The sequence below is a fragment of the Clostridium lundense DSM 17049 genome, from assembly GCF_000619945.1.
GTDB lineage: Bacteria > Bacillota > Clostridia > Clostridiales > Clostridiaceae > Clostridium_AO > Clostridium_AO lundense.
This window is the reverse complement of sequence record NZ_JHVC01000028.1, coordinates 14,434-34,357: the sequence shown is the minus strand read 5'-3', so window position 1 is coordinate 34,357 and position 19,924 is coordinate 14,434. Positions and strand designations below refer to the sequence as shown.

The window sequence follows — 19,924 nt, the reverse complement described above, 5'->3', positions numbered from 1 at the left end:
CTACTTACTATTTTCAGAATAAAATTTTAAAGCTTCTCCAATAAATTTAGATGCACCACTGCCATATTCCTTATCAATTAATTCTATAAAAGTAGAATTTGATAAATAAAGTTCTGCCATATAACTCCAATGATTCTCCCCCTCATCTACTTTGTAAAATTCCTGATTTTTTCTACTTTCATCTAATATTTCTTCAACGATTTGTTGAATCTCCTGTGAAGAAGGATCTTTACTTAAGTCAGATACTAGCTTTTCATATAATTTTTCTACTTTAGGCTTCTTAGTTTTCGAACAATTTTTTAAAGCTTCTCCGATAAATTTAGATGCACCATTGCCATATTTTTTATCAACTGCTTCTATCCATTCAGGATATACCAAATAAATTTGCACCATATAGTACCAATGATCATCTCCATTATCCATTTTGAAAGCTTCATAATCTTTTTTAGTTATATTGATTATTTCCTCGGCAATTTGTTGAATTTCCTTTGAAGAGGGATCCTTACTTAAGTCAGATGTAAGCTTTTTATATAATTCTTTTAATTTAGGATGCTTATCGTTAAGAAAATCTTTTTTAAACTTATCATATTGTTCTGATAAAGTTATCATATCGCTATTAAGATTTTTCTTTACGGCTTTAGCATATTTCTCAATACTTCCATATTGCTTTATAGCCATTTTAGCAATTTCATCTTCCTTAGATTTACATTTTTCAATAAATTCATTATATTTATCTACACTACCATAAATTCTAATTACCTCATCCCGGTGTTCTGTCTTAAATTCTTCCAATACATTATAATATTCACTCATATCAAATTCTTTAAAACTCATTGTATTTTCTCCTTTTAATGTTTTATTTATAAGCTCTATTAAATCATTCAATCTATTACGTTTCATAATAATCAGCTTTTTTTGATTTTCCAAAGCCTTCATTTTATCAAAGTATGGACTGGACATTATCTCTTTAACATCTTTTAAAGGTATATCAAGTTCCTTAAAAAATAAAATCTGTTGTAAGGTTTTAAGAGCTTCATCGTCATAAAGCCTGTAACCTGCCTCTGTAACCTCACTTGGTTTTAATAATCCTATTTCATCGTAATAATGTAGTGAGCGCACACTTATTCCTGTCAAATCCGAAACTTGTTTTACTGTTCTCATCTCTACACCTCAAAGTTTATTTTAGAGCTTCCAATATTATTTAATAATCTGCCGGCTAGAAATCTTGATAATATCTTTAAGCTCTATTTTTATACTACACTATAACGTGATGTTAGAGTCAACACTTCACAAAAAATTTTTAATAAAACTTAGATACATTATAGTCAATTCTGACAACATATTATATAAACTAAAAAATATATGCCTTATAAACGTAAAAAACCCACTACATTTCTGTGGTGGATTCCATAGCTGAAGAGATATACGACTTTTAAAGCCAACTTCACATCTATTCAATTTCTATATAAATGTCTTTGTTTTCATCTGTTCAGTAATTTTTAAAACCGTATTACATATTACTTCCTTTGATATAAATTTCCCCCTAATATTGAAGAATGGGCAATTCTTAAAATTTATCTACAAATATCTATAACATTTTTTGAATTTCCAAACATTTTTCTAACTTCAGCAGCTGATAAAAAAACTCTTTTATAGCTCTCATCAAATAAAGATTTAAATTTATTAATCTCATAATTAGTTGTATCAGTTAAAGCTTGATTTCTTCCAATATTTATAACACCAGCTGATTCTAGTACAGGCTTTATAAGATTTCTGTATATTTCTGTAGCTTTTTCAAAGCTTTCTATATTGGAATAATCTACATTTGCAAAAGTATCCATAATTTCTTTTGCATATTCTATATTAGTGGCAGCTTGTACATTTTTTATAGCATAAAACTTATTATTTTTATCTACAACTATGCCTTTTTTGTAGGTTTCATCTACTTTTTCTGGCACTGAATCTATAATCTTTTGTATTCTTGCAGACATAGTGGAATTAAGTAATTTTTGCTGATCTGTATTCAGATTTTTTTCTGCATAAGTATTTACCTTACCTTTAGCTATTCCCATTTCTGCATAATTTTCATAATTCAGGCCACTTCCTGTGGTACGTAGAATAGAATTTGCATAATCCATAACCTTTGAAGAATCCATTAATTCTTTTAAAGTAAAATCTACTCCATTTACATTAAACTTGGTATTTAAGTTTTCTATATTATTAGAAATACCTTTTGAAATATTTTTTTTCATCTCACCGACAAGATCATCTATTCCTTTTTTTAATGATTCTTCATCATTTTTTAAACTTCCACTATCACTAAAATTTTTAGTTATTTTTGCTAAAAAATTCTTTACATAATAATCATAGCATTTTACATCTTTCCCTTGAGCTTTAGAAGAAAATACATCAAGATAATCTTTATTTAAAGTTTCTCCTTTAACCTTATAATAACTAACTACTTCAAATTTCTTTCCATCTTTTCCTATGCATTTTTCATAGTCCATATCTTCCCATGGTATAAATGTTATTTCAGCTGCTGATTTTTTTTCTTCTTTAATATTAACATTTTTAATACCTAAAGCTTGACTTGTATCAAACTTAACTTCTGTTAAATTTGTTGTACTACTAATATTCATAATTCTATCCTCCCATATAATCAGAATATACAAAAGTAGTATATGTTAATGAGTGTTTAGCTACTATCTTTACAGTATCTATATCAAAATAATGAATAAAACTCTTTGCTTCACTAATAATACAACTTTCTGTACCTAGTGATTATTAAATAAAAATTCATTAATAATATCTTCGTAATACTTTTTTTAAAACTTTACCTAAAATACCATTTATTCAAGTATTATTTAATTACAGTTTATTTTTCAATATATATGTTAACACTTGTATATTTGGTTCTGTATGTCAAATCATTCATAGTTTTTAATTTGCCACTTACTATTTTCAAAATAAAATTTTAAAGTACTATTTCAGGCAGGATTATTCTTACTAGTATCAACTTTGGATGATGATCTTCTTTTCTTCTTATTTTTCCCCTCTTTTTTATCTCTTAAATAATTATATATAGGATAAGGTGCATCTATATACTTTTCTGCCTCTTCATATTTATTCTTTGGTATTGGAATTATTAATTTTTTTAAATCCTTATATTCTAAAGCCCTTATATTATCAATTCTTCTTGATGTCTTACTTGGAACTGCATAAGTTATTTCAATATTTTTATCCCTTATCTGTTTATTTTCTAGTTCACTTTCACGTTGTATATTAAAGCTATAAACTTGTTCATTAACTATAGCCATTGCTTTAGTAATTGTAATAGTGCAGTTTGTAAATATTAAATGATCTATTAAACTTATAATTTCTTTTAAGACATCTATTGAAAATACTACTGCTATTACTACCATACAAATCACTATATATGGAACTATTTTTTCAGTACCTCTTAAATTTATAATATTGTGTAGTTCTAATGCAATAATTACTGTTATTAAAACTATTGTCATAGCTTTTAAATAACCCTTTAAATCATTAAAAATATTAATTTTAAAGTTTTTGATAATAAGCTCTCTCCATTCACTTTTTTCATACTTCCATTCAATATAAACTTCCTCATTATAGTATATATTCTTATATTTAAAAGCCTTTATAATATGATAAATTGATATTATAAGGAGTGGGATTACTGAAAGCATCATAATAGTCGCACAAACAACAATCTCTATTTTTCCTTTATCAACCTTACTATTCCAATTTATCAAATTACATTTTGTCATTAAAAATACTCCTAAAATCATAATTAATGCATTAACAAAATATAATATTGAAATTCTTATTTCCCTTGAACTTATTTTCATTTTTATTTCCCCAATCTTATCACTAATAAAAGTCTATGTCATTTATGGATGTATGCAAAGAAAATCTAATATAAATGTGGCTATTAAAACTAATGGTTCTATATCTCATTTTATCATAAACATAATCATTTTTGCGAAAATGATTATGTTTTTTCTTAATATAATATGTTTAAATTTACCAATTATTATTTGGCTCTAAAGCTATAATACCTAATTTGCTAAATATAATTACAAATAAAACACATGAAATCACAAAGGCAGATATACTATATCCTGCAGCAGCAGATGGATTATTTGCACACATTCCAATTGAAAATAATGAATAAGGAAAGTAAAGTCCAACTCCTTTTGCTGTAGCCGCAACCCCTAAAAAACCTCCAAGTAAAGAAATCCCTATTGGCACTGAAAAACTCTTTATTACAAGGGAAATGGTGAGCTGAACAGATACAATTGCAGCACCTGCACAAAATCCTAATAGAAGCCATAAAAACATTTCACTAGGAATTTTAGTTGTAAATCCAGCAAATTTTCCTGAAATATAAAATAGTATTCCCTCAAAAATTTGCGTAAAAAGCAGCATTTTCATAACTGTAATAAATTTTGAAAAATAAATACTTTTAATACTAACAGGTGATGTTAAAATACTGTTCCAATTGTTGTTTATATTTTCTAATCTACATAAATATGCACAGTAAATTCCAATTAATACTGGAAGAAAAAAATAGCAGTAAAATATAGTGTGCTGGGTCCAAAGACTATACCACTCTTTTGTTAATATATCTTTATTAGCCAAATAATTGAATGTTCCCATAAAAGCTGAAATACATGGTATAGCAAAGAATGGAATCCATATAGGTGATTTGTGAAGTTTCATCTGTTCAGATTTTAGTGTTAGTAAAAACATCTTTAAATCTCCTTTCTTATGAAAAATTTTTTCCCAATAATATATAATAAAACAGTAACTAAAATTAATGTTGAAAATTCAACTAAAGGTATTCCTCCCCAATAAAAATCAACTGTTTTTGTAACTTCGTCCCAATTCATTTTTGATGGTGAAAGAACTAAGTAATAGCTCCATAGTACATATTTACCTGCATTTTTAAAGAATAATGAATATAATCCTAAAAATGAGCCTCCTGCAGCTACTGCAAATCCAATTACTTGATTTTTAAATTGTAATGACAGTATAAGCTGCAATAATACTAATGTTAAATTAACTATAAGCGTAAATAGTCCATAGTAACCAAAATATACAAATGGAAATGGTTCTGTAATACCTCTCAATTTTCCAATAAAAATCATTATTAAAACTTGAAACAATGTTTCTACAGCCATGTAAAATCCACAACACATAAATTTAGCTGCAAATAAATCTTTACTTTTCATTATTGACTTCAGTAGTTTAAAAGTATTTCCTTTATGCTCAACATCACTTAATCTTGAAGCTATAACAGAAGCTAACATTGGCATAAAAATACAGTTTAATGATGAAAATCTATAAATACACTCCATCCACCCTTGAGATAATTCATGTGCATCTCTATAATTCATACCCCACAGACCATACATAAGTTGTATTATAATAACTGCTAGTACATTAAGTCCTACCTTTCGACGGCGTATTTTATAAAACTCCATAGAAAGTGCTTCTATCATAAACTCACTGCCTTTCCTGTTAATTCTAAGAAAATATCCTCTAAACTCTTTTGACGTTCTTCTATGCGAACAGGTATAACTCCACTTTTATAAAATAATTTATTACATTTTATAATGAAATCATCAGAAGTTTGTGGTAATAATAAATATTCACTTTCAACTTTGCAATGGATTCCTTCACTATTTAATATAATTCTTGCTTTTGTATTATCTAAAGTTTTAATTGCAAGCTTATGGTTACTTCTCTGATGAAGTATTTCTAAATTATCTTGAAAAATTAATTCACCATGATTAATTATTCCAAGGGTATCAGCCATTTGATCTATCTCACTTAAAAGATGACTTGATACCACAACTGTCATATCATACTTTTTAGGAAGTGAACATATTAATTCTCTCATTTCTTGTATTCCTGCTGGATCAAGTCCATTAGTAGGTTCATCTAAAATAAGCAACTTAGGAAAATTAATGAGTGCAGCTGCCAATCCTAATCTTTGTTTCATCCCTAATGAATAATGACTTACCTTTTTATTTTTTTCATTATCTAATCTAACAATCTCTAATACCTTATTTATATTTTTTTCTGGTACATTTCTTAAGGTTTGAATAATTTTCAAATTTTCCTCTCCTGTCAAATGTGCATAATAGCTAGGTGATTCAATAAGACTTCCTACATTTTTTAAAATATCTAATCTATTTTTATCATTTGCTTCCTTACCAAATACAGTTATTTTACCTTCTGTTGGTTTAACCAATCCTAAAATCATTTTTAATGTAGTTGATTTTCCTGCACCATTTGGCCCTAAAAAACCATAAACAGTGTTTTTGGGTATTTTCAAATCAACATCTTTAACACTATATACATCTTTATATCTTTTACTCAAATTATTAGTTATAATTATATGTTCCATTTTAAAAACCCCTTCCAAAATTTGCGTTAGTACCATAAAAAACAATAACTGCCCTAATACATAAATTATTTTTAATATATCTTAACTTTACTTCTATTAAAATATAAAACATCTACATTACATCCTAATTAAATCCACCTTACATTTACCTTAAGAATATTAAAATTAATTTTTAATATTTATACATTAGTATATAATAATTATAGTTAGTACTTACAAATATACTAACTTCTAACTCTTAACAGAAAGGAAAGTACCTTAACATGGACAATATTAAGAATTGCAAAATATTAATTGTGGATGATGAACCTTCTTTACTTACTATGGTTCAAAACATTATGTTAAAGGAAGGATTTAAGAATATATCCACAGCTTCTAATTTTCATATGGCAATTAAAAAATTTAAAGAAATAAAACCCCATGTTGTTATTTTGGATGTAATTCTTCCTGATGGAGATGGTTTCTCTCTTATACAAAAACTCCATATGGTTTCCACAGTTCCTGTGCTATTTTTATCAGCTAGAGATGAGGATGAAAACAGACTCTTAGGGCTAGGACTTGGAGCAGATGACTATATGACCAAGCCTTTTCTACCTAGAGAATTAATTCTTAGGCTAAACATTATACTTAGAAGAACATATACTGTAGAAGCCATTAAACCTAAAGAAAAACCAACTTTTTATTTAGGAGATGTATTTATAGACATGAACAGCGGTATTGTAGAAAAGCACGATGAAGAGTTAACCTTAACAGCTAAGGAATACGCTTTATTAGACAAGCTATATGCTAATAAAGGAAACATTGTAACTATTGATGCTATGTGCCGAGCTGCTTGGGATGATAATTTATTTGGATATGAAAATACATTAATGGTACATATAAGAAGACTTAGAGAAAAAATAGAACAAGAGCCTTCTCACCCCAAATATCTATTAACAGTAAGAGGTCTTGGTTACAAGCTTGTATTGGGGGAATAATAATGAAGGGAATAATAAAAATAATATTACGTTACATTCTATCAGCTGCTGGCATTGCTGTTCTATTGTTAATAACTAATTTAACTTTTTTAACTTTATGGCAGTCATATTCTCAAAAAAACAAAAGTCCTAAATATAATGTATGTAATATTAGTCAAGGTCTAAAAAAAGAAGGTGAAAATTTTATACTATCTGATAAAGCTTCATCTTCTATAGAAGATAATTTTAAGTGGGCAATGCTTTTAAACGATTCTGGGAAAGTTATATGGAGTAAAAATCTACCGAAAGATGTTCCGTTAAGTTACACTTCTTCAGATATTGCATCTTTTTCTAGATGGTATTTAAACGATTATCCAGTTAAGACATGGCACCATAAAAACGGATTATTTGTCCTTGGTAATAGTAAACATAGCACTTGGAAATATAATTTTGAAGCTTCCGAAAAAGCTATGTTTAATTCTCCTAAGTGGTTATTAGCTGGACTTATAATAAATTTTTTAATTGCTATACTATTAGCATTTTTATTTGGAATTCGTTTTTTTAATTCCCTTAGTTCAATTGCAAAAGCTGTAGAAGATATGGCTAAAAAAAAGCCAGTTTCTCTTAATATTAAAGGTCCCTTTATAGATTTAGCAAACAACATAAATAACACTTCAAAAGAACTATTAAGGCAGCAGAAGTTAATAGAAAAAAGAGATATGGCAAGAAATAATTGGATAAATTCAGTATCTCATGATATACGTACACCTCTTTCTATAATTATGGGCTATTCTAGTTCCTTAGAAGATAATACTAGTTTTTCTAAAGAAGAAATAAAACAGTTTAGTATAATAAGATCACAAAGTGAAAAAATTAAACAACTAATAGAAGACTTAAATTTAACAGTAAAGCTAGAGTATGAAATGCAACCATTAAATATGCACCCTTTTTTTATTTCCGAACTTGTTAGAAAAATAGTTGTTGATTATCTGAATAACTTGTGTGAGAATAAATACAACCTTGAACTTTCAATTTCTGATGAAGCTCAACGCTGTATGCTGAATGGTGATATGAGATTATTTGAACGTGCTCTTAATAATATTATAGGAAATTCTATGAAATATAATGAAAATGGTTGTGATATTTTCATTGAAATTAAAGAAGAAGATAATTTTTGCATAATTGAAATTAAAGATAATGGAATTGGCTTTAATAATGAAGTTTTAGAAAATCTAAACACTTCCAATGAATTTCCTAGTGGTGTGTCCCATGGTCTTGGACTTTTTATTGTGAAACAAATTATTACAGTACATGGTGGAAAAACTTATTTTAAAAATTGGAATAATGGCAGCTATATAATATTGTGTATACCTGCAATCTGATATTAAAGCTTCAAAGTAATTTGTTTTTAAAAGCATTTGTTATTTTATACTGATTATGTATTAACGAATATTGTACTATTAAGTAAAAACCTCACTTATTTATGGTACGGTTCACTGTATCAGTTGCAAGTGAGGTTTTTACAATAGATTTCACAATATGTTTTCTGTTCCTATATTGTTTCTTCTTTCAATAATGCTGTAACTTCTAATTGCTTCAACTTCTCCTGCACATTAGCTCTATAAATATCATCATGTCTTACCGCCAAAAATAGTAACCTTCCCTCAGTTTGATAGACACGAAGATTCCCTATATAATAAGAAGCTCCTAGAAACAATAAAAGTTGTACATAAAAAAAGCTATGGAATCTATGGTGCGCCTCAGATAACTAAGAATCTACCCGAAGATCAGAAAGCTAGCAAGGGACGCGTAGCGCGTTTGATGAAAGCAGATGGCATACGCTCTAAGGTTGCAAAGAAGTACAAAGCAACTACTAATTCAAGACACACCCTACCGGTTGCTGACAATATTCTCAATAGAAACTTCAAAGCTGATAATCCTAATCAAAAGTGGGTATCAGACATAATTTATATATCAACAAAAGATGGCTGGATTACTTAATTTTGAATTAGCACATCACAAAACAAAGGGGCTATGCTGAAAGATGAACTCAAAATCATCTTACAACATAGCCCCTTTTATTTTTTTAACTTTACCAGATGAGGATCCTCAATGTAAGTAATATTTTCTATGGGTGGTGAATATGCTAATATATAGTGCTCCGGCATATAATTAGTATGTAATTGAGAGGTAATTGCAATGATGAAGCTTGCTTTGATAGGCTGTGGAAAATGGGGAAAAAATTATCTGAAAACTGTAAATGCAATAGAGGGCTGTGAATTGAAGTGGGCCTGCGACCTAGACTATGAAAAGCTAAATCAGGCAGCTGCTGTTTACCCTCAGACCAGGTTCACTGAAAATAAAGCAGATATATTGAATGACAGTGAGGTACAGGGGGTTATTATAGCCACAACACCTGAAAGTCATTACATGCTGGCGAAGGAAGCAATAAGCAAAGGCAAAGCTGTTCTCGTAGAAAAGCCCGTGACAATTAACAGGAAAGACAGTCATGATCTAATTGAATTGGCTGCTGCTCAAAATACCGTATTGATGGCCGGCCATACATTGATTTACCATCCTGCTGTGAAAAGGATAAAGGGGCTTCTGGAAGAAAAACATATTATTGATGATCTATGTTACTTCAACATGTCCAGAACCAGTTCCACCTCTCAGGCTCCCAAAGTAGATGTTCTTCATGATCTGGCAGTTCATGATATTTATCTTTCCCGCCACCTCATAGGGATGGACCCCATCTGGGTAATTGCCCATGGTGAAAGATATATTCAAAGTCCTTATAACAATGTTATCAATATACTGTTGGGTTTCCCCAATGGTAAAATAGCTTCTATATTTGCTAGCTTCATTCATACGGAAAAAACCAGGAAAATGACACTGGTTGCATCGAAAACAAAATTGGTATTTGACGATGCACAGGCTGCCGATAGAAAAATCCAAATCTTCCATAACGGAGAGCAGGAGCATTTTTTGGCAGTGGAAGACAATTCGGAACCTCTGACACAGGAGTGTATTCATTTTATGGAATGCATTAGAGAACACAAGGAGCCTCTTAGCGGCAGAAAAAATATAGAATTTGTGGCAAAAATAACTGATTGCATTTCAGAATCTCTCGCAAAAGGCGGAGAGAAAATCAACATCTTTTGATGGAGATGGTAAGCACTATAATCAGGAAAGTGTGGTGAAATTATATTGTTTGTAAAGAGCTATTCAAAAGAACTTGAGAATGAATGGGAGGGATTTGTGAGTTCCTCAGTTAACGGCACTTTTATGCAGGAGAGAAGATTCCTGGGTTATCATCCTTCAGACAGGTTTTCAGATCATTCCCTGATATTTATGGAGGATAAGAGAATCATTGCTGTTCTTCCTGCTGCCGTAGTACAACAAGAGGATAAACGCATACTAGTTTCCCACCCCGGCGCTTCCCATGGAGGGCTCATAATAAAGTCCAGTCTAAGCACTAAAAAATGCCTGGAGTTAGTAAGTGCCCTTGTGGAATATTGTGCCATGGCTGGTTTTGACTATATACGGCTAAAACCTGTTCCGAAGGCTTACCATAAGGAGCTTTCCGACCAACTTGACTTTGCTTTAAGGTTTTCTGGGTTTAGGCTTGAGTATACAGAGCTGGCCACAGTCCTTGAGCTAAAAAAAGGTGAGGAATCTTTTGTAAAGCGGGTAATGAGTGACACAGCTTTTCGAAACTATCAAAAAGCATTGAAAAGTGGGTTATCAGTGGTGGAGGATGCCGATATAAATGATTTTTGGCCTATTCTGGAAAATAAACTTAAATATAATCATAATGCAAAGCCTGCACATACATTAGATGAAATCAAACATCTAAAAACTCTTTATCCTCACAGGATAAAACTCTTTGCAGCATATGAAGGAGTAACTCCTGCAGCGGGTGTTTTGGCATTTTTACTGAACGACAGAGTTATAAACTGTTTTTATATTGCCCACCACGATGGTTTCCAGCATAAGCGGCCGTTAAACCTTATTTTTGGTCATATGATGGAATGGGGACTAAAAAACGGCTTTTCATATTTAGATTGGGGTATTTCCACTGAGGTAAAAGGAAGTAGAGTCAATACAGGGCTGTTTCGTTTCAAAGAAGGTTATGGAGGGCATGGGGTATTGCGGGAATGCTATTTGTATGAAGTAAACAATAGCAAATAATTTAAAGGAGTGAGTCAATGAAATTAGCAGGTCATCAACCGAATTATATTCCCTGGCCGGGATATTTTGTTAAGATGGCACAGTGTGATATTTTTTTTATTTTAGATACTGCTCAGTTTCAAACAGGCAGTTCATTGGATAATAGGAATCTTATCAAAACTTCCCAAGGGACTCAGATACTGACTGTGCCGGTGAAACGCAAAGGCATGGGCTTGCAGCAGTTTAATGAAGTTACTGTTATACCGGGTTGGAAAAGGCATCATCTTATGGCACTCAAAGTAAACTACGCAAAAGCACCTCATTTCAAAGAAGTTTTCCCCATGATGGAGCAGGTATTGCAAGATACCGGATATCTTATAGATACCAACATAGCTTTTATCAAGCTGGTATATGACCTGCTGGGACTTAAAACAAAGCTTGTGTTTTTATCAGATTTACCTCAATTTTCTGAGCTTCGAAAAAATGAACTACTAGCTGCAATCTGTCGCCACTTTTCTGCTGACAGTTACCTGTCCGGTATTGGAGGAAGGGCATATAATCAACCAGAGATTTTTGAAAAACAAGGTATTAAATTGGAGTATTTGGATTATCAGCCTATAGCATATCCGCAGCTTTGGGGCAATTTTATACCCAATTTGTCTATAGTTGATATGTTATTTAATTGTGGGGCAACGGGCACACGCAAGCTTTTGTTGAAAGAGGTGTAAGTATGAAAAGAATATTGTTTTTTTCACATAGTTCTAAATATACTCTTGGGCTGCCGCAGGGCTTTAGAGAATTGAACTGCCCTGTTTTTGTCCTGAGGGATTTAAGTAGAAGCTCTATAATAGACGCAATTGACAACTTTAGGCCTGAGATCATGATAACAACGGGATGGGCTTACCGCAGGTATAGCCGTGAGCATATAGACGAGTTAGTGAAAAGAGCTTCTAAATATAAGGTGAAACATATCTATTGGGCAACTGAAGATCCAAGATGGACCGAAAAGTGTTCCTTCAGGTGTATTGAAATCTATAAACCTAATGCAATTATGACCATACATCCTGGTAGTGTAAATAAATACAGGGAGCTTGGGCTTCCCGCCGGGCATCTGGATTTTGGCTGCAATCCGGAATTCAATAAGAATGAACCTCCAAGCAGTAAATATGATTATGATGTGGTCCTAATTGGGAATGGTGGACGAGAGTGGAAGTCATATCGGAAGGATAGCGTTCAGATATTACTTAAGCCTTTGGTGGAAAGAGGATATAACATTGCTATTTGGGGTAAGCGATGGGACCGTTTTAATGAGGAGCTAATGGGTTTTAAGATCCCAACGCATATGCTTAAAGGTGAACTACCTTATGAGGAAACAAATAAAGTATATAATTCAGCTAGAATTATATTAGGTTTGCAAAATGACCATGACATGTTAACATCTCGGACTTTTGAAGTACTGGGTTCGGGCGGTTTTTTGCTTACCGTACCAACACAATCTGTTACCAAGCTGTTTATAAATAATGTTCACCTGTCATGTGCCTCTTCCCCAGAAGATACAGTTAACCTGGTAAATTATTTTCTTAAAAATACCGCAGCACGGCAAGAAATAGCGCGCAATGGTCAGCTGGAGGTTTATTTAAAACATAGTTATAAGGAACGCGCCAGACAAATTCTTGATTTCTGCAGTTTAGTTGAAAGGAATTGAAATGAAAATGGATAATCAGACAACTATTAAACAAAGGGTTTCTTTAATGGGTACTAGCATTGCTGGCGAAACCGATGCAAAGGTAACTTTTTATCCAGCCCCGCCTAATACAGGTATAATATTTATCCGTAATGACCTGCCAGGCTGCCCTAAAGTAAAATGCTCATTTGAAAAAGCAAAGGTTGAATACAGATGGACTTCTCTTGTTGATGGAGAAGTTCGCATCGAACACACGGAGCATGCCTTGGCAGCCTTATCAGGATTAGGTTTGGACAACGTATTTATCGAGCTGGAACAGGCCAGCCTGCCCGTAACAGAGGATTACAGCAGTAAAGAGTTCAAAGGAGCGCTCACGGAAGCTGGGATAGTGGAACAAAATGACAAGAAGGAAATGATAAAAATACTTAAGCCCATTATTGTATATAAACGTGAAAGCTTAGGGGATATGGAATATGAAAAGTTCCTGATAGCTCTTCCCTACGATGGATTTAAACTAACCTATATGGTTGACTATCCCAATCTGCCTCAATTATCTCAAGTAGCTGAAATGGACATAACTCCTGAAACCTTTGCTAAAGAGCTGGCAGATGCCCGTTCTTATATAATTGAGTCAGAGATTGAAGATGTTGTAAACCTAACTGGGAAAGTCAGCTCAAATGTATTGGTAGTCAAATCCGGGGCTGAGTACAGGTCCTGGAAATGGCCCAATGAACCTGCCCGTCATAAAGTACTTGACCTTCTCGGAGACCTTGGCTTACTTGGGAAAAAGGTACTGGGACATGTAATAGGCTTCAGATCCGGTCACCGGTTAAATCTAGAGCTGTGTAAAAAAATTTATGAGGAGTGTAATGATGATCGCTTTAGCTAAACCTATGCTTGGTATAGAGGAAAAAATACTTGTGAGTGAAGTTCTTTCCAGTGGAAAGCTAGCCCATGGAGAATATGTGGAAATGTTTGAACGGGACTTTGCCCTATTCCAGGGCAGCAAGCATTGTGTCGCCACCTCTTCACGCACCTCAGCCCTTCATGTGGCACTGCTGTCTTTAGGTATTAAACCGGAGGACAAAGAGCTGGCTGATAAGGCCAGGAGTTTGATAAACCATGGCCAGATAGCCAAATACCAGCATGATGTACTTGGCTACAATTACAGGATGACCAATATCCATGCAGCAATCGGCATAGAACAGCTGCGAAAGGGTAGTTTCAATACCTGTTTACCCAGGATTAACAGAACAGGAGGTTGATTACATTGTCAGCAGTTTGCAAAAATATGAATGAAATCAATGGTACTCTCAGTGTATTGGTTACAGGTGCAGGTTCCGTATACGGGCTGGGTATTATCAGGTCACTGAAAGAATCGGTGCTTCCTGTTGAAACAATAGCAATTGACGCTAACCCATATTCCCTAGGTTTATTTTTTGCCGACAAAAGCTTTATCGCTCCACAGGTAGCAGATGAAGAGAGCTATTATATGTTTATTAAAAATCTTTGTATAAATCATCAGATTAAAGCGATATTTATCGGCTCTACAGCGGAGCTTCCCTTTTATTCGAGAAATAGAGAATCCCTTGAAAGATCTACAGGAGCAAAGGTGTTTGTAAATTCTCCTGCAGTGATAGAGCTTTGCACCGATAAGTGGCTGACCATGTGCCATTTATCATGCTCCGGTTTTCAAATTCCTGCAAGTATCAGGTATCCTGAAGATGCTGGTATGCTCTCCTCATTTATTGAAAGTACTGGGTTTCCCTTGATAGTCAAGCCGCGTTTTGGACGTGGCTCAGTAGGTGTTGTTCTAGTTAAGGATAAGCAACAGCTGCTTGAAAATATAAAGGGTAAGAAAAGCCTAATTATACAGGAATATCTTACAGATGAGGAGCAAGAGTTTACCGTAGGGATTTGCATAAATCAAAAGGGAAAGGTCATTTCCAAAATCGCTTTAAGGAGGTATTTGCTGGAAGGAGTTTCTATTGCTGCAGTTTCTGATGATTATCACCACATTGCAGATTATTGTGCCATGGTTGCAAGTACACTGGGAGCCTATGGGGCTATAAATATTCAATTGCGCCTTAAAGATTACATGCCAGTAATTTTCGAAATAAATCCCAGATTCAGCAGTTCTACATGCATGCGGTTACTATTTGGAATAAATGAGCCGGAAAGCTTAATACGCTCAGAAGTGCTTTGCCAGGAGGTAATACCCGGCAGCGCAGCAACTGGCCTTGTATTGAGACAATACATGGATTATTACTTCCCACTAGATAAGCTTAACTCGCTTTCTACAGCCAGGCTTCACTAGATATAAATATTTACGTGAAAATTATTGAAAACCACGACTAATTAATTAGTGGTGGTTTTTATGTTTTTTATTTATAGAATCGAGCAGCAGTATCCTTTGCAGTAAATGGCTCAAATATATATCTGCATAATGCTTCATACAACGGAAGCTTCAATTTACTTTCAAAGCTTTTATCCATGGATTATCTATGGAATGCAATACGTGTACAGGGAGGTGCATACGGTGCCGGTATTAATAACTTTAGGAACGGCAACCTATTCTTCTATACCTTCCGTGATCCTAATGCTGCACACTCATTAGACTGCTTCGACAAGGCTGTAGACTTTGTTAAAGAGTTCTTCATGAATGGGAATGGACTTGATAAACTTATAACAGGCTGCATTTCTGATTCAGAGCCTTTATCAGGGCCAAAGGGAAATATGAAAATGGCTGACACAAATTACTTCTGTGGAGTAACCTTTGAGGACCGCTGCAAAGCACGCAACGAAATGCTTGGAACAACAAAGGTAGACCTTCTTAAGTTGTGCTATCCCTTAATGGCAGTTCTACCTAGGTTAAAATGCGGGATCTCTTATGCATCAGCTGCTACTTATATCTCATATCATACACCTCTCAATGTCCTATCATCTCTCCAACTGAACCCAGCTTTGCTTATGGTATGTTATTTTACGCTAAAACCTCATTTACTTATGGTACGGTTCACCTTTCACAATTCTAAAGGTATTAGATTTCTTTAATAACTCATATATATTCCTCAATTTCATTGGTGGAGTTGAAGTGCGACCTTTGAAATTCGCTATAACTGCAAGCATCATAATCCATCCATAAAGAAATACAAGATAATTATTTATCACTTTCAAATCTGCAAAACTCTTTCTCCAAAATTTTTGAATCTCAATAACAAATAATACAATAGCAGCTATTAATAAAACAATATTATGCTTTTCTAATTCTTCCTGTACTTTATCATGAGAAAACACAAAATATCCTAATAAAAATAGAATCATAAATAAACCATTACGAAATGTATACATGAAATTTAAAATTTGTGCACATCCAAGACATGGTATATATAGAAAAAGTAAAACCCATATAATTGTTATAATCATTTTACATTTTATATAATATAAAAAATATAGATAGACTAAAATAGCCTATCTATATTCTAAATTCATCAACAGCTCCATCAATGCTTAAGCTATCCATGTCATTAATCCATTGTTCTGGAATAACTATATATCTACATGTACTTTCTTTACTTTTTAAATAATTATATATTATATGAACTTCGTCTATTTCATCCTTACCAATATTAACCGAGATTTTCAAATTATCACTAAAATAGGATATAATATTACTTTTAAATTTATGCTTTATTTCATTAATACTAAGATTGCTTAGTTTATACTTTTCACTAAAAAGCAATTTATTATATCTTATCAAAAAAAACTTAATTTCTTTATCATTTAGAAACTCTACCAAAGCAATATTTTTATTAGCTTCTGTAAATTTAATAATTTCTGCAGTACTTACCAAATGCTTTACTGCTTTTATATAATCTCTATATTTAGCTGCTTCTTCAAAATGGAGGTTTGCAGCAGCAATATTCATTTCCTGTTCCATTTCTTGCAAAATAGTCAAATCAGTGCCACTAAGTAATTTTATCACTTTTTCTACTAAAGCAAAATAATGGTCAGTAGAAGGATTAGCTGTGCACATACCCATACACAAGTTCATAGAATACTTTAAACAGCCTGAAGCCTTTCGAGAACTATTAGCACACAAAATTTTACAATGTTCTTTTATACCACAAAGACCTTTTTCTACGGTATTCTTACTAGTATAAGGTCCAAAATAAAGATTTCCATCAGAACTGTCAGGCTCGCTGTGGACTTCAATATTTGGATATTTCTCATCCATTTTTATTTTGATATAACAATAACCTTTTGGACTTTTCATTTGCCTATTATATATTGGCTTAATTTCTTTGATTAATTTACATTCAAGCAATAAAGCTTCAAATTCCGTATCTGTTAGAATATAATCAAAGTCCTTAAGGTTTTTCACTAATTTTATTACCTTTGGAGAATGAGATTTGGAATTTACAAAATAAGATCCAACTCTATTTCTTAAATTTTTAGATTTTCCTACATAAATAATAGTGTCCAAGGAATCTTTCATAAGATATACTCCTGGTGAAGAAGGTAGTTTTTTTATTTTTTCTTTTATATTCAAAGTTATGCTCCCTCCTAAAGGCAAATATTAATTACATTTTATCATAGCATTGTTTTCATTTACAAAATAATTTACCCCTTATTTATTAATGAAGATTTCATAATAAGTTCATTAAAAAAGCAAAGAATGTAGTTTCCTAGTATATAGAAATATTCTACAATACAAGGAAACTACATTCTTTATTAATCTATATTTCGTCCAATCAATTTGACCCTCAATTTTAATTTATTAACTTAGTTTAAAGTAATTTGTGGAAATTTTGTCATGTATCATAATCATACTAATTTACTTCTTAGGATTTGATGTATACTTTCGAACTATAAGTATATCTACACTTCGATTTTTTGCTCTTCCAGCCTCTGTGGAATTATCATATTTAGGTCTAAATTCCCCATATGCTTGAATTGAAAATTTATTCTGCGCAATTTTGCATTTATCAACCATAAAGTTCATAACATTTGAGGCACGCATATAACTCAGATCCCAATTAGAACGGAATTTTGCATTTTTTATTGGAACATTGTCTGTATGTCCACTAATTCTTATCTCATTGTCTAAATCCCTTATCATATTTGATATTTTAACAAGTACTGGAGTAAATTGATTTAATATATCCGAATCTCCAGACTTAAAAGCTACTGAATCTTGTATTTTTATAGTCAATCCTTCACCATTAAGTTCAACTTGCATCTTATCTGCATACCCATCATTTTTAATATCTTTTTCTAACTCATTTTTCACTTTAAGCATCTTATCTTGCTCAGCTACACTGCCTGCTTCCTCTAATTTAATAGCCTCGTCTATTTTTATAGTGCTTCCATTGGTACCACCACTTTGTAACACTGCAGTACCACCTGAAAGAATACTATTGAATTGTTCACTAAGCTGTTGTGCTCTTTGGTTATCTACTTTACTCATGGCAAACATAACGATAAAAAGTGCCAATAGCAGTGTCATCATATCAGAATAAGGGAGCAGCCATGTTTCATCTACATGTTCTTCATGATGTTGTTTTTTACCTTTCATTGCTTATTTTTAGTAACAGGGTGTATTGTGAACACTAAACTGTCACTAAATCCTCCTTTACTTTAACTAAAATTACTTGTGGCTTCAAATTTTTTTCTATCTTTAGAACTTAACATACTTAAAAGTTTTTTCTCAATTGCTTTTGGATTTTTTCCTTCTTGAATTGCTAAAACACCTTCTAGTATTAGTTGCTTATTGCTAACTTCTTCATGTGACTTCCTTTTTAATCTAGATGCTAAAGGATGCCAAATAACATATCCAAAGAAAATACCATAGATAGTAGCTACGAACGCAGCAGCTATGGATTCTCCAAGCTTTTCCGTATCATTTAAATTTCCAAGTGCACCAATCAGTCCTATAACTGCTCCTAAAACTCCAAGAGTTGGAGAAGCACCTCCTGCTGTTGTAAAAACTGACGCATTGCCTCGATGTCTCTCTTCCATTGCCTCAATTTCATCAGATAGGACTTGTCTAATATATTCTGGCTCAGTACCATCAACTACCATCTCTAATCCTTGTTTCATAAATTCATTACTCATATCTTGAAGCTTGCTTTCCAGAGACAATAGTCCATTTTTTCGAGTTTCATATGCCATTTCAAGCATTTGTTTAATTATTTCTACGGGGTCTTCCTTTGCCTTTTCTTTAAAAGCAGCCCCGAATAATTTAGGTACATTAAGAAATTCACTTTTTGTAAAAGAGTTCATTACAACTGCTGCTGTACCTATAAGAATTACTATAACGGCCTCACCATTAATCAGTATGGCTACACCTACACCTTTCAACAGCAATCCTGTACTAACAGCACCCAATCCAACAATAACACCTATTATTAAGAATATGTCCATTTTTTCACCTCTACTATTGATAATGTGTCATAATAATTTTGTCGATGTTTATATTAATTTGTAAATTTATCATATGATTATATTACCATAAAAATTATCATATGGAAACTATTTTTTGTGCTCCTTTTGCACTTTTTGTTCATTTTATATTTCCAAAATTGACATGCTCCTTTCATCAAATTCCTATTACAAATGCTTTTGCTTCTATAGGTTTAGACACATTAAAAAGAAGTTTCTTTTTGTAGTTTG

21 protein-coding genes are annotated in these 19,924 nt (G+C 32.3%); 11 read left to right on the top strand and 10 right to left on the bottom strand.

Annotated features, from left to right (window positions below):
- From T514_RS0120445 to T514_RS0120420, 6 genes are all read right to left on the bottom strand, one after another.
- The gene (locus tag T514_RS0120445; protein ID WP_027626425.1) at nt 1–1,161 is read right to left on the bottom strand and encodes a MerR family transcriptional regulator; all 1,161 of its coding nucleotides are present in this window, start codon (nt 1,159–1,161) and stop codon (nt 1–3) included.
- Nucleotides 1,162–1,574: 413 nt separating this feature from the next.
- Nucleotides 1,575–2,639: a hypothetical protein gene (locus T514_RS0120440; protein WP_027626424.1), complete on the bottom strand. Its 1,065-nt coding sequence runs from the start codon at nt 2,637–2,639 to the stop codon at nt 1,575–1,577.
- Between the two features lie 348 nt (nt 2,640–2,987).
- Nucleotides 2,988–3,872 (bottom strand): hypothetical protein, encoded by an 885-nt coding sequence (locus T514_RS0120435; protein ID WP_027626423.1) that lies wholly within the window; start codon nt 3,870–3,872, stop codon nt 2,988–2,990.
- A gap of 175 nt (nt 3,873–4,047) precedes the next feature.
- Nucleotides 4,048–4,776, bottom strand: coding sequence for an ABC transporter permease (locus tag T514_RS0120430; RefSeq protein WP_027626422.1), 729 nt, complete (start codon nt 4,774–4,776; stop codon nt 4,048–4,050).
- Between the two features lie 2 nt (nt 4,777–4,778).
- Entirely contained in the window at nt 4,779–5,528 is a 750-nt protein-coding gene (locus T514_RS0120425; RefSeq protein ID WP_027626421.1) for an ABC transporter permease, read from the bottom strand.
- Nucleotides 5,525–6,439, bottom strand: a complete 915-nt coding sequence (locus T514_RS0120420; RefSeq protein ID WP_027626420.1) for an ABC transporter ATP-binding protein — start codon at nt 6,437–6,439, stop codon at nt 5,525–5,527. Before T514_RS0120420 ends, T514_RS0120425 begins: the two co-directional genes overlap by 4 nt.
- 263 nt (nt 6,440–6,702) lie before the next feature.
- On the opposite strand from T514_RS0120420, the gene T514_RS0120410 reads away from it, so the two are divergent.
- The 11 genes from T514_RS0120410 to T514_RS27725 all read left to right on the top strand — a co-directional run bounded on the left by T514_RS0120410 (nt 6,703) and on the right by T514_RS27725 (nt 16,303).
- Nucleotides 6,703–7,416, top strand: coding sequence for a response regulator transcription factor (locus T514_RS0120410; protein WP_027626419.1), 714 nt, complete (start codon nt 6,703–6,705; stop codon nt 7,414–7,416).
- Nucleotides 7,417–7,418: 2 nt separating this feature from the next.
- Nucleotides 7,419–8,777, top strand: coding sequence for a sensor histidine kinase (locus tag T514_RS0120405; protein ID WP_027626418.1), 1,359 nt, complete (start codon nt 7,419–7,421; stop codon nt 8,775–8,777).
- A 268-nt stretch (nt 8,778–9,045) separates the two neighbouring features.
- Complete coding sequence (locus T514_RS27615) at nt 9,046–9,396, top strand: IS3 family transposase (RefSeq protein WP_084284791.1); 351 nt, start codon at nt 9,046–9,048, stop codon at nt 9,394–9,396.
- 198 nt (nt 9,397–9,594) lie between these two features.
- Complete coding sequence (locus tag T514_RS0120390; RefSeq protein ID WP_027626416.1) at nt 9,595–10,557, top strand: Gfo/Idh/MocA family protein; 963 nt, start codon at nt 9,595–9,597, stop codon at nt 10,555–10,557.
- Nucleotides 10,558–10,602: 45 nt separating this feature from the next.
- Complete coding sequence (locus T514_RS0120385; RefSeq protein WP_027626415.1) at nt 10,603–11,586, top strand: GNAT family N-acetyltransferase; 984 nt, start codon at nt 10,603–10,605, stop codon at nt 11,584–11,586.
- A 17-nt stretch (nt 11,587–11,603) separates the two neighbouring features.
- Entirely contained in the window at nt 11,604–12,293 is a 690-nt protein-coding gene (locus tag T514_RS25190; RefSeq protein ID WP_051542213.1) for a WbqC family protein, read from the top strand.
- A 2-nt stretch (nt 12,294–12,295) separates the two neighbouring features.
- The gene (locus T514_RS0120375; RefSeq protein WP_027626414.1) at nt 12,296–13,270 is read left to right on the top strand and encodes a CgeB family protein; all 975 of its coding nucleotides are present in this window, start codon (nt 12,296–12,298) and stop codon (nt 13,268–13,270) included.
- 1 nt (nt 13,271) lies between these two features.
- Complete coding sequence (locus tag T514_RS0120370; protein WP_027626413.1) at nt 13,272–14,138, top strand: UDP-3-O-acyl-N-acetylglucosamine deacetylase; 867 nt, start codon at nt 13,272–13,274, stop codon at nt 14,136–14,138.
- Nucleotides 14,122–14,514, top strand: coding sequence for a DegT/DnrJ/EryC1/StrS family aminotransferase (locus T514_RS0120365; RefSeq protein ID WP_027626412.1), 393 nt, complete (start codon nt 14,122–14,124; stop codon nt 14,512–14,514). Before T514_RS0120370 ends, T514_RS0120365 begins: the two co-directional genes overlap by 17 nt.
- A 5-nt stretch (nt 14,515–14,519) precedes the next feature.
- Nucleotides 14,520–15,566: an ATP-grasp domain-containing protein gene (locus T514_RS0120360; RefSeq protein ID WP_027626411.1), complete on the top strand. Its 1,047-nt coding sequence runs from the start codon at nt 14,520–14,522 to the stop codon at nt 15,564–15,566.
- 116 nt (nt 15,567–15,682) lie between these two features.
- On the top strand, nt 15,683–16,303 hold the full coding sequence (locus tag T514_RS27725) for a hypothetical protein (protein ID WP_423219368.1): 621 nt from the start codon (nt 15,683–15,685) through the stop codon (nt 16,301–16,303).
- On the opposite strand, the gene T514_RS0120355 is transcribed toward T514_RS27725, so the two are convergent.
- From T514_RS0120355 to motA, 4 genes are all read right to left on the bottom strand, one after another.
- Complete coding sequence (locus tag T514_RS0120355; RefSeq protein ID WP_156940037.1) at nt 16,250–16,573, bottom strand: hypothetical protein; 324 nt, start codon at nt 16,571–16,573, stop codon at nt 16,250–16,252. The two genes, T514_RS27725 and T514_RS0120355, sit on opposite strands and share 54 nt — an antisense overlap.
- A 151-nt stretch (nt 16,574–16,724) precedes the next feature.
- Nucleotides 16,725–17,801 carry a UvrB/UvrC motif-containing protein gene (locus T514_RS0120350; RefSeq protein ID WP_027626409.1) on the bottom strand — a complete coding sequence of 359 codons (1,077 nt, stop codon included), beginning with the start codon at nt 17,799–17,801 and terminating at the stop codon, nt 16,725–16,727.
- Nucleotides 17,802–18,086: 285 nt separating this feature from the next.
- Entirely contained in the window at nt 18,087–18,827 is a 741-nt protein-coding gene (locus tag T514_RS0120345; protein ID WP_027626408.1) for a flagellar motor protein MotB, read from the bottom strand.
- Nucleotides 18,828–18,889: 62 nt separating this feature from the next.
- Nucleotides 18,890–19,675, bottom strand: coding sequence for a flagellar motor stator protein MotA (gene motA / locus T514_RS0120340; RefSeq protein ID WP_027626407.1), 786 nt, complete (start codon nt 19,673–19,675; stop codon nt 18,890–18,892).
- Nucleotides 19,676–19,924: the final 249 nt, after the last annotated feature.

Bases quoted from the DNA above. Each gene is read 5' to 3' on its own strand.
- T514_RS0120445 (WP_027626425.1), bottom strand. From the start codon at position 1,161: ATGAGAACAGTAAAACAAGTTTCGGATTTGACAGGAATAAGTGTGCGC.
- T514_RS25190 (WP_051542213.1), top strand. From the start codon at position 11,604: ATGAAATTAGCAGGTCATCAACCGAATTATATTCCCTGGCCGGGATAT.
- T514_RS0120435 (WP_027626423.1), bottom strand. From the start codon at position 3,872: ATGAAAATAAGTTCAAGGGAAATAAGAATTTCAATATTATATTTTGTT.
- T514_RS0120420 (WP_027626420.1), bottom strand. From the start codon at position 6,439: ATGGAACATATAATTATAACTAATAATTTGAGTAAAAGATATAAAGAT.
- T514_RS0120365 (WP_027626412.1), top strand. From the start codon at position 14,122: ATGATCGCTTTAGCTAAACCTATGCTTGGTATAGAGGAAAAAATACTT.
- T514_RS0120410 (WP_027626419.1), top strand. From the start codon at position 6,703: ATGGACAATATTAAGAATTGCAAAATATTAATTGTGGATGATGAACCT.
- T514_RS0120370 (WP_027626413.1), top strand. From the start codon at position 13,272: ATGAAAATGGATAATCAGACAACTATTAAACAAAGGGTTTCTTTAATG.
- T514_RS0120425 (WP_027626421.1), bottom strand. From the start codon at position 5,528: ATGATAGAAGCACTTTCTATGGAGTTTTATAAAATACGCCGTCGAAAG.
- T514_RS0120390 (WP_027626416.1), top strand. From the start codon at position 9,595: ATGATGAAGCTTGCTTTGATAGGCTGTGGAAAATGGGGAAAAAATTAT.
- T514_RS0120345 (WP_027626408.1), bottom strand. From the start codon at position 18,827: ATGAAAGGTAAAAAACAACATCATGAAGAACATGTAGATGAAACATGG.
- T514_RS0120375 (WP_027626414.1), top strand. From the start codon at position 12,296: ATGAAAAGAATATTGTTTTTTTCACATAGTTCTAAATATACTCTTGGG.
- T514_RS0120405 (WP_027626418.1), top strand. From the start codon at position 7,419: ATGAAGGGAATAATAAAAATAATATTACGTTACATTCTATCAGCTGCT.
- T514_RS0120430 (WP_027626422.1), bottom strand. From the start codon at position 4,776: ATGTTTTTACTAACACTAAAATCTGAACAGATGAAACTTCACAAATCA.
- motA (WP_027626407.1), bottom strand. From the start codon at position 19,675: ATGGACATATTCTTAATAATAGGTGTTATTGTTGGATTGGGTGCTGTT.
- T514_RS0120355 (WP_156940037.1), bottom strand. From the start codon at position 16,573: ATGATTCTATTTTTATTAGGATATTTTGTGTTTTCTCATGATAAAGTA.
- T514_RS0120440 (WP_027626424.1), bottom strand. From the start codon at position 2,639: ATGAATATTAGTAGTACAACAAATTTAACAGAAGTTAAGTTTGATACA.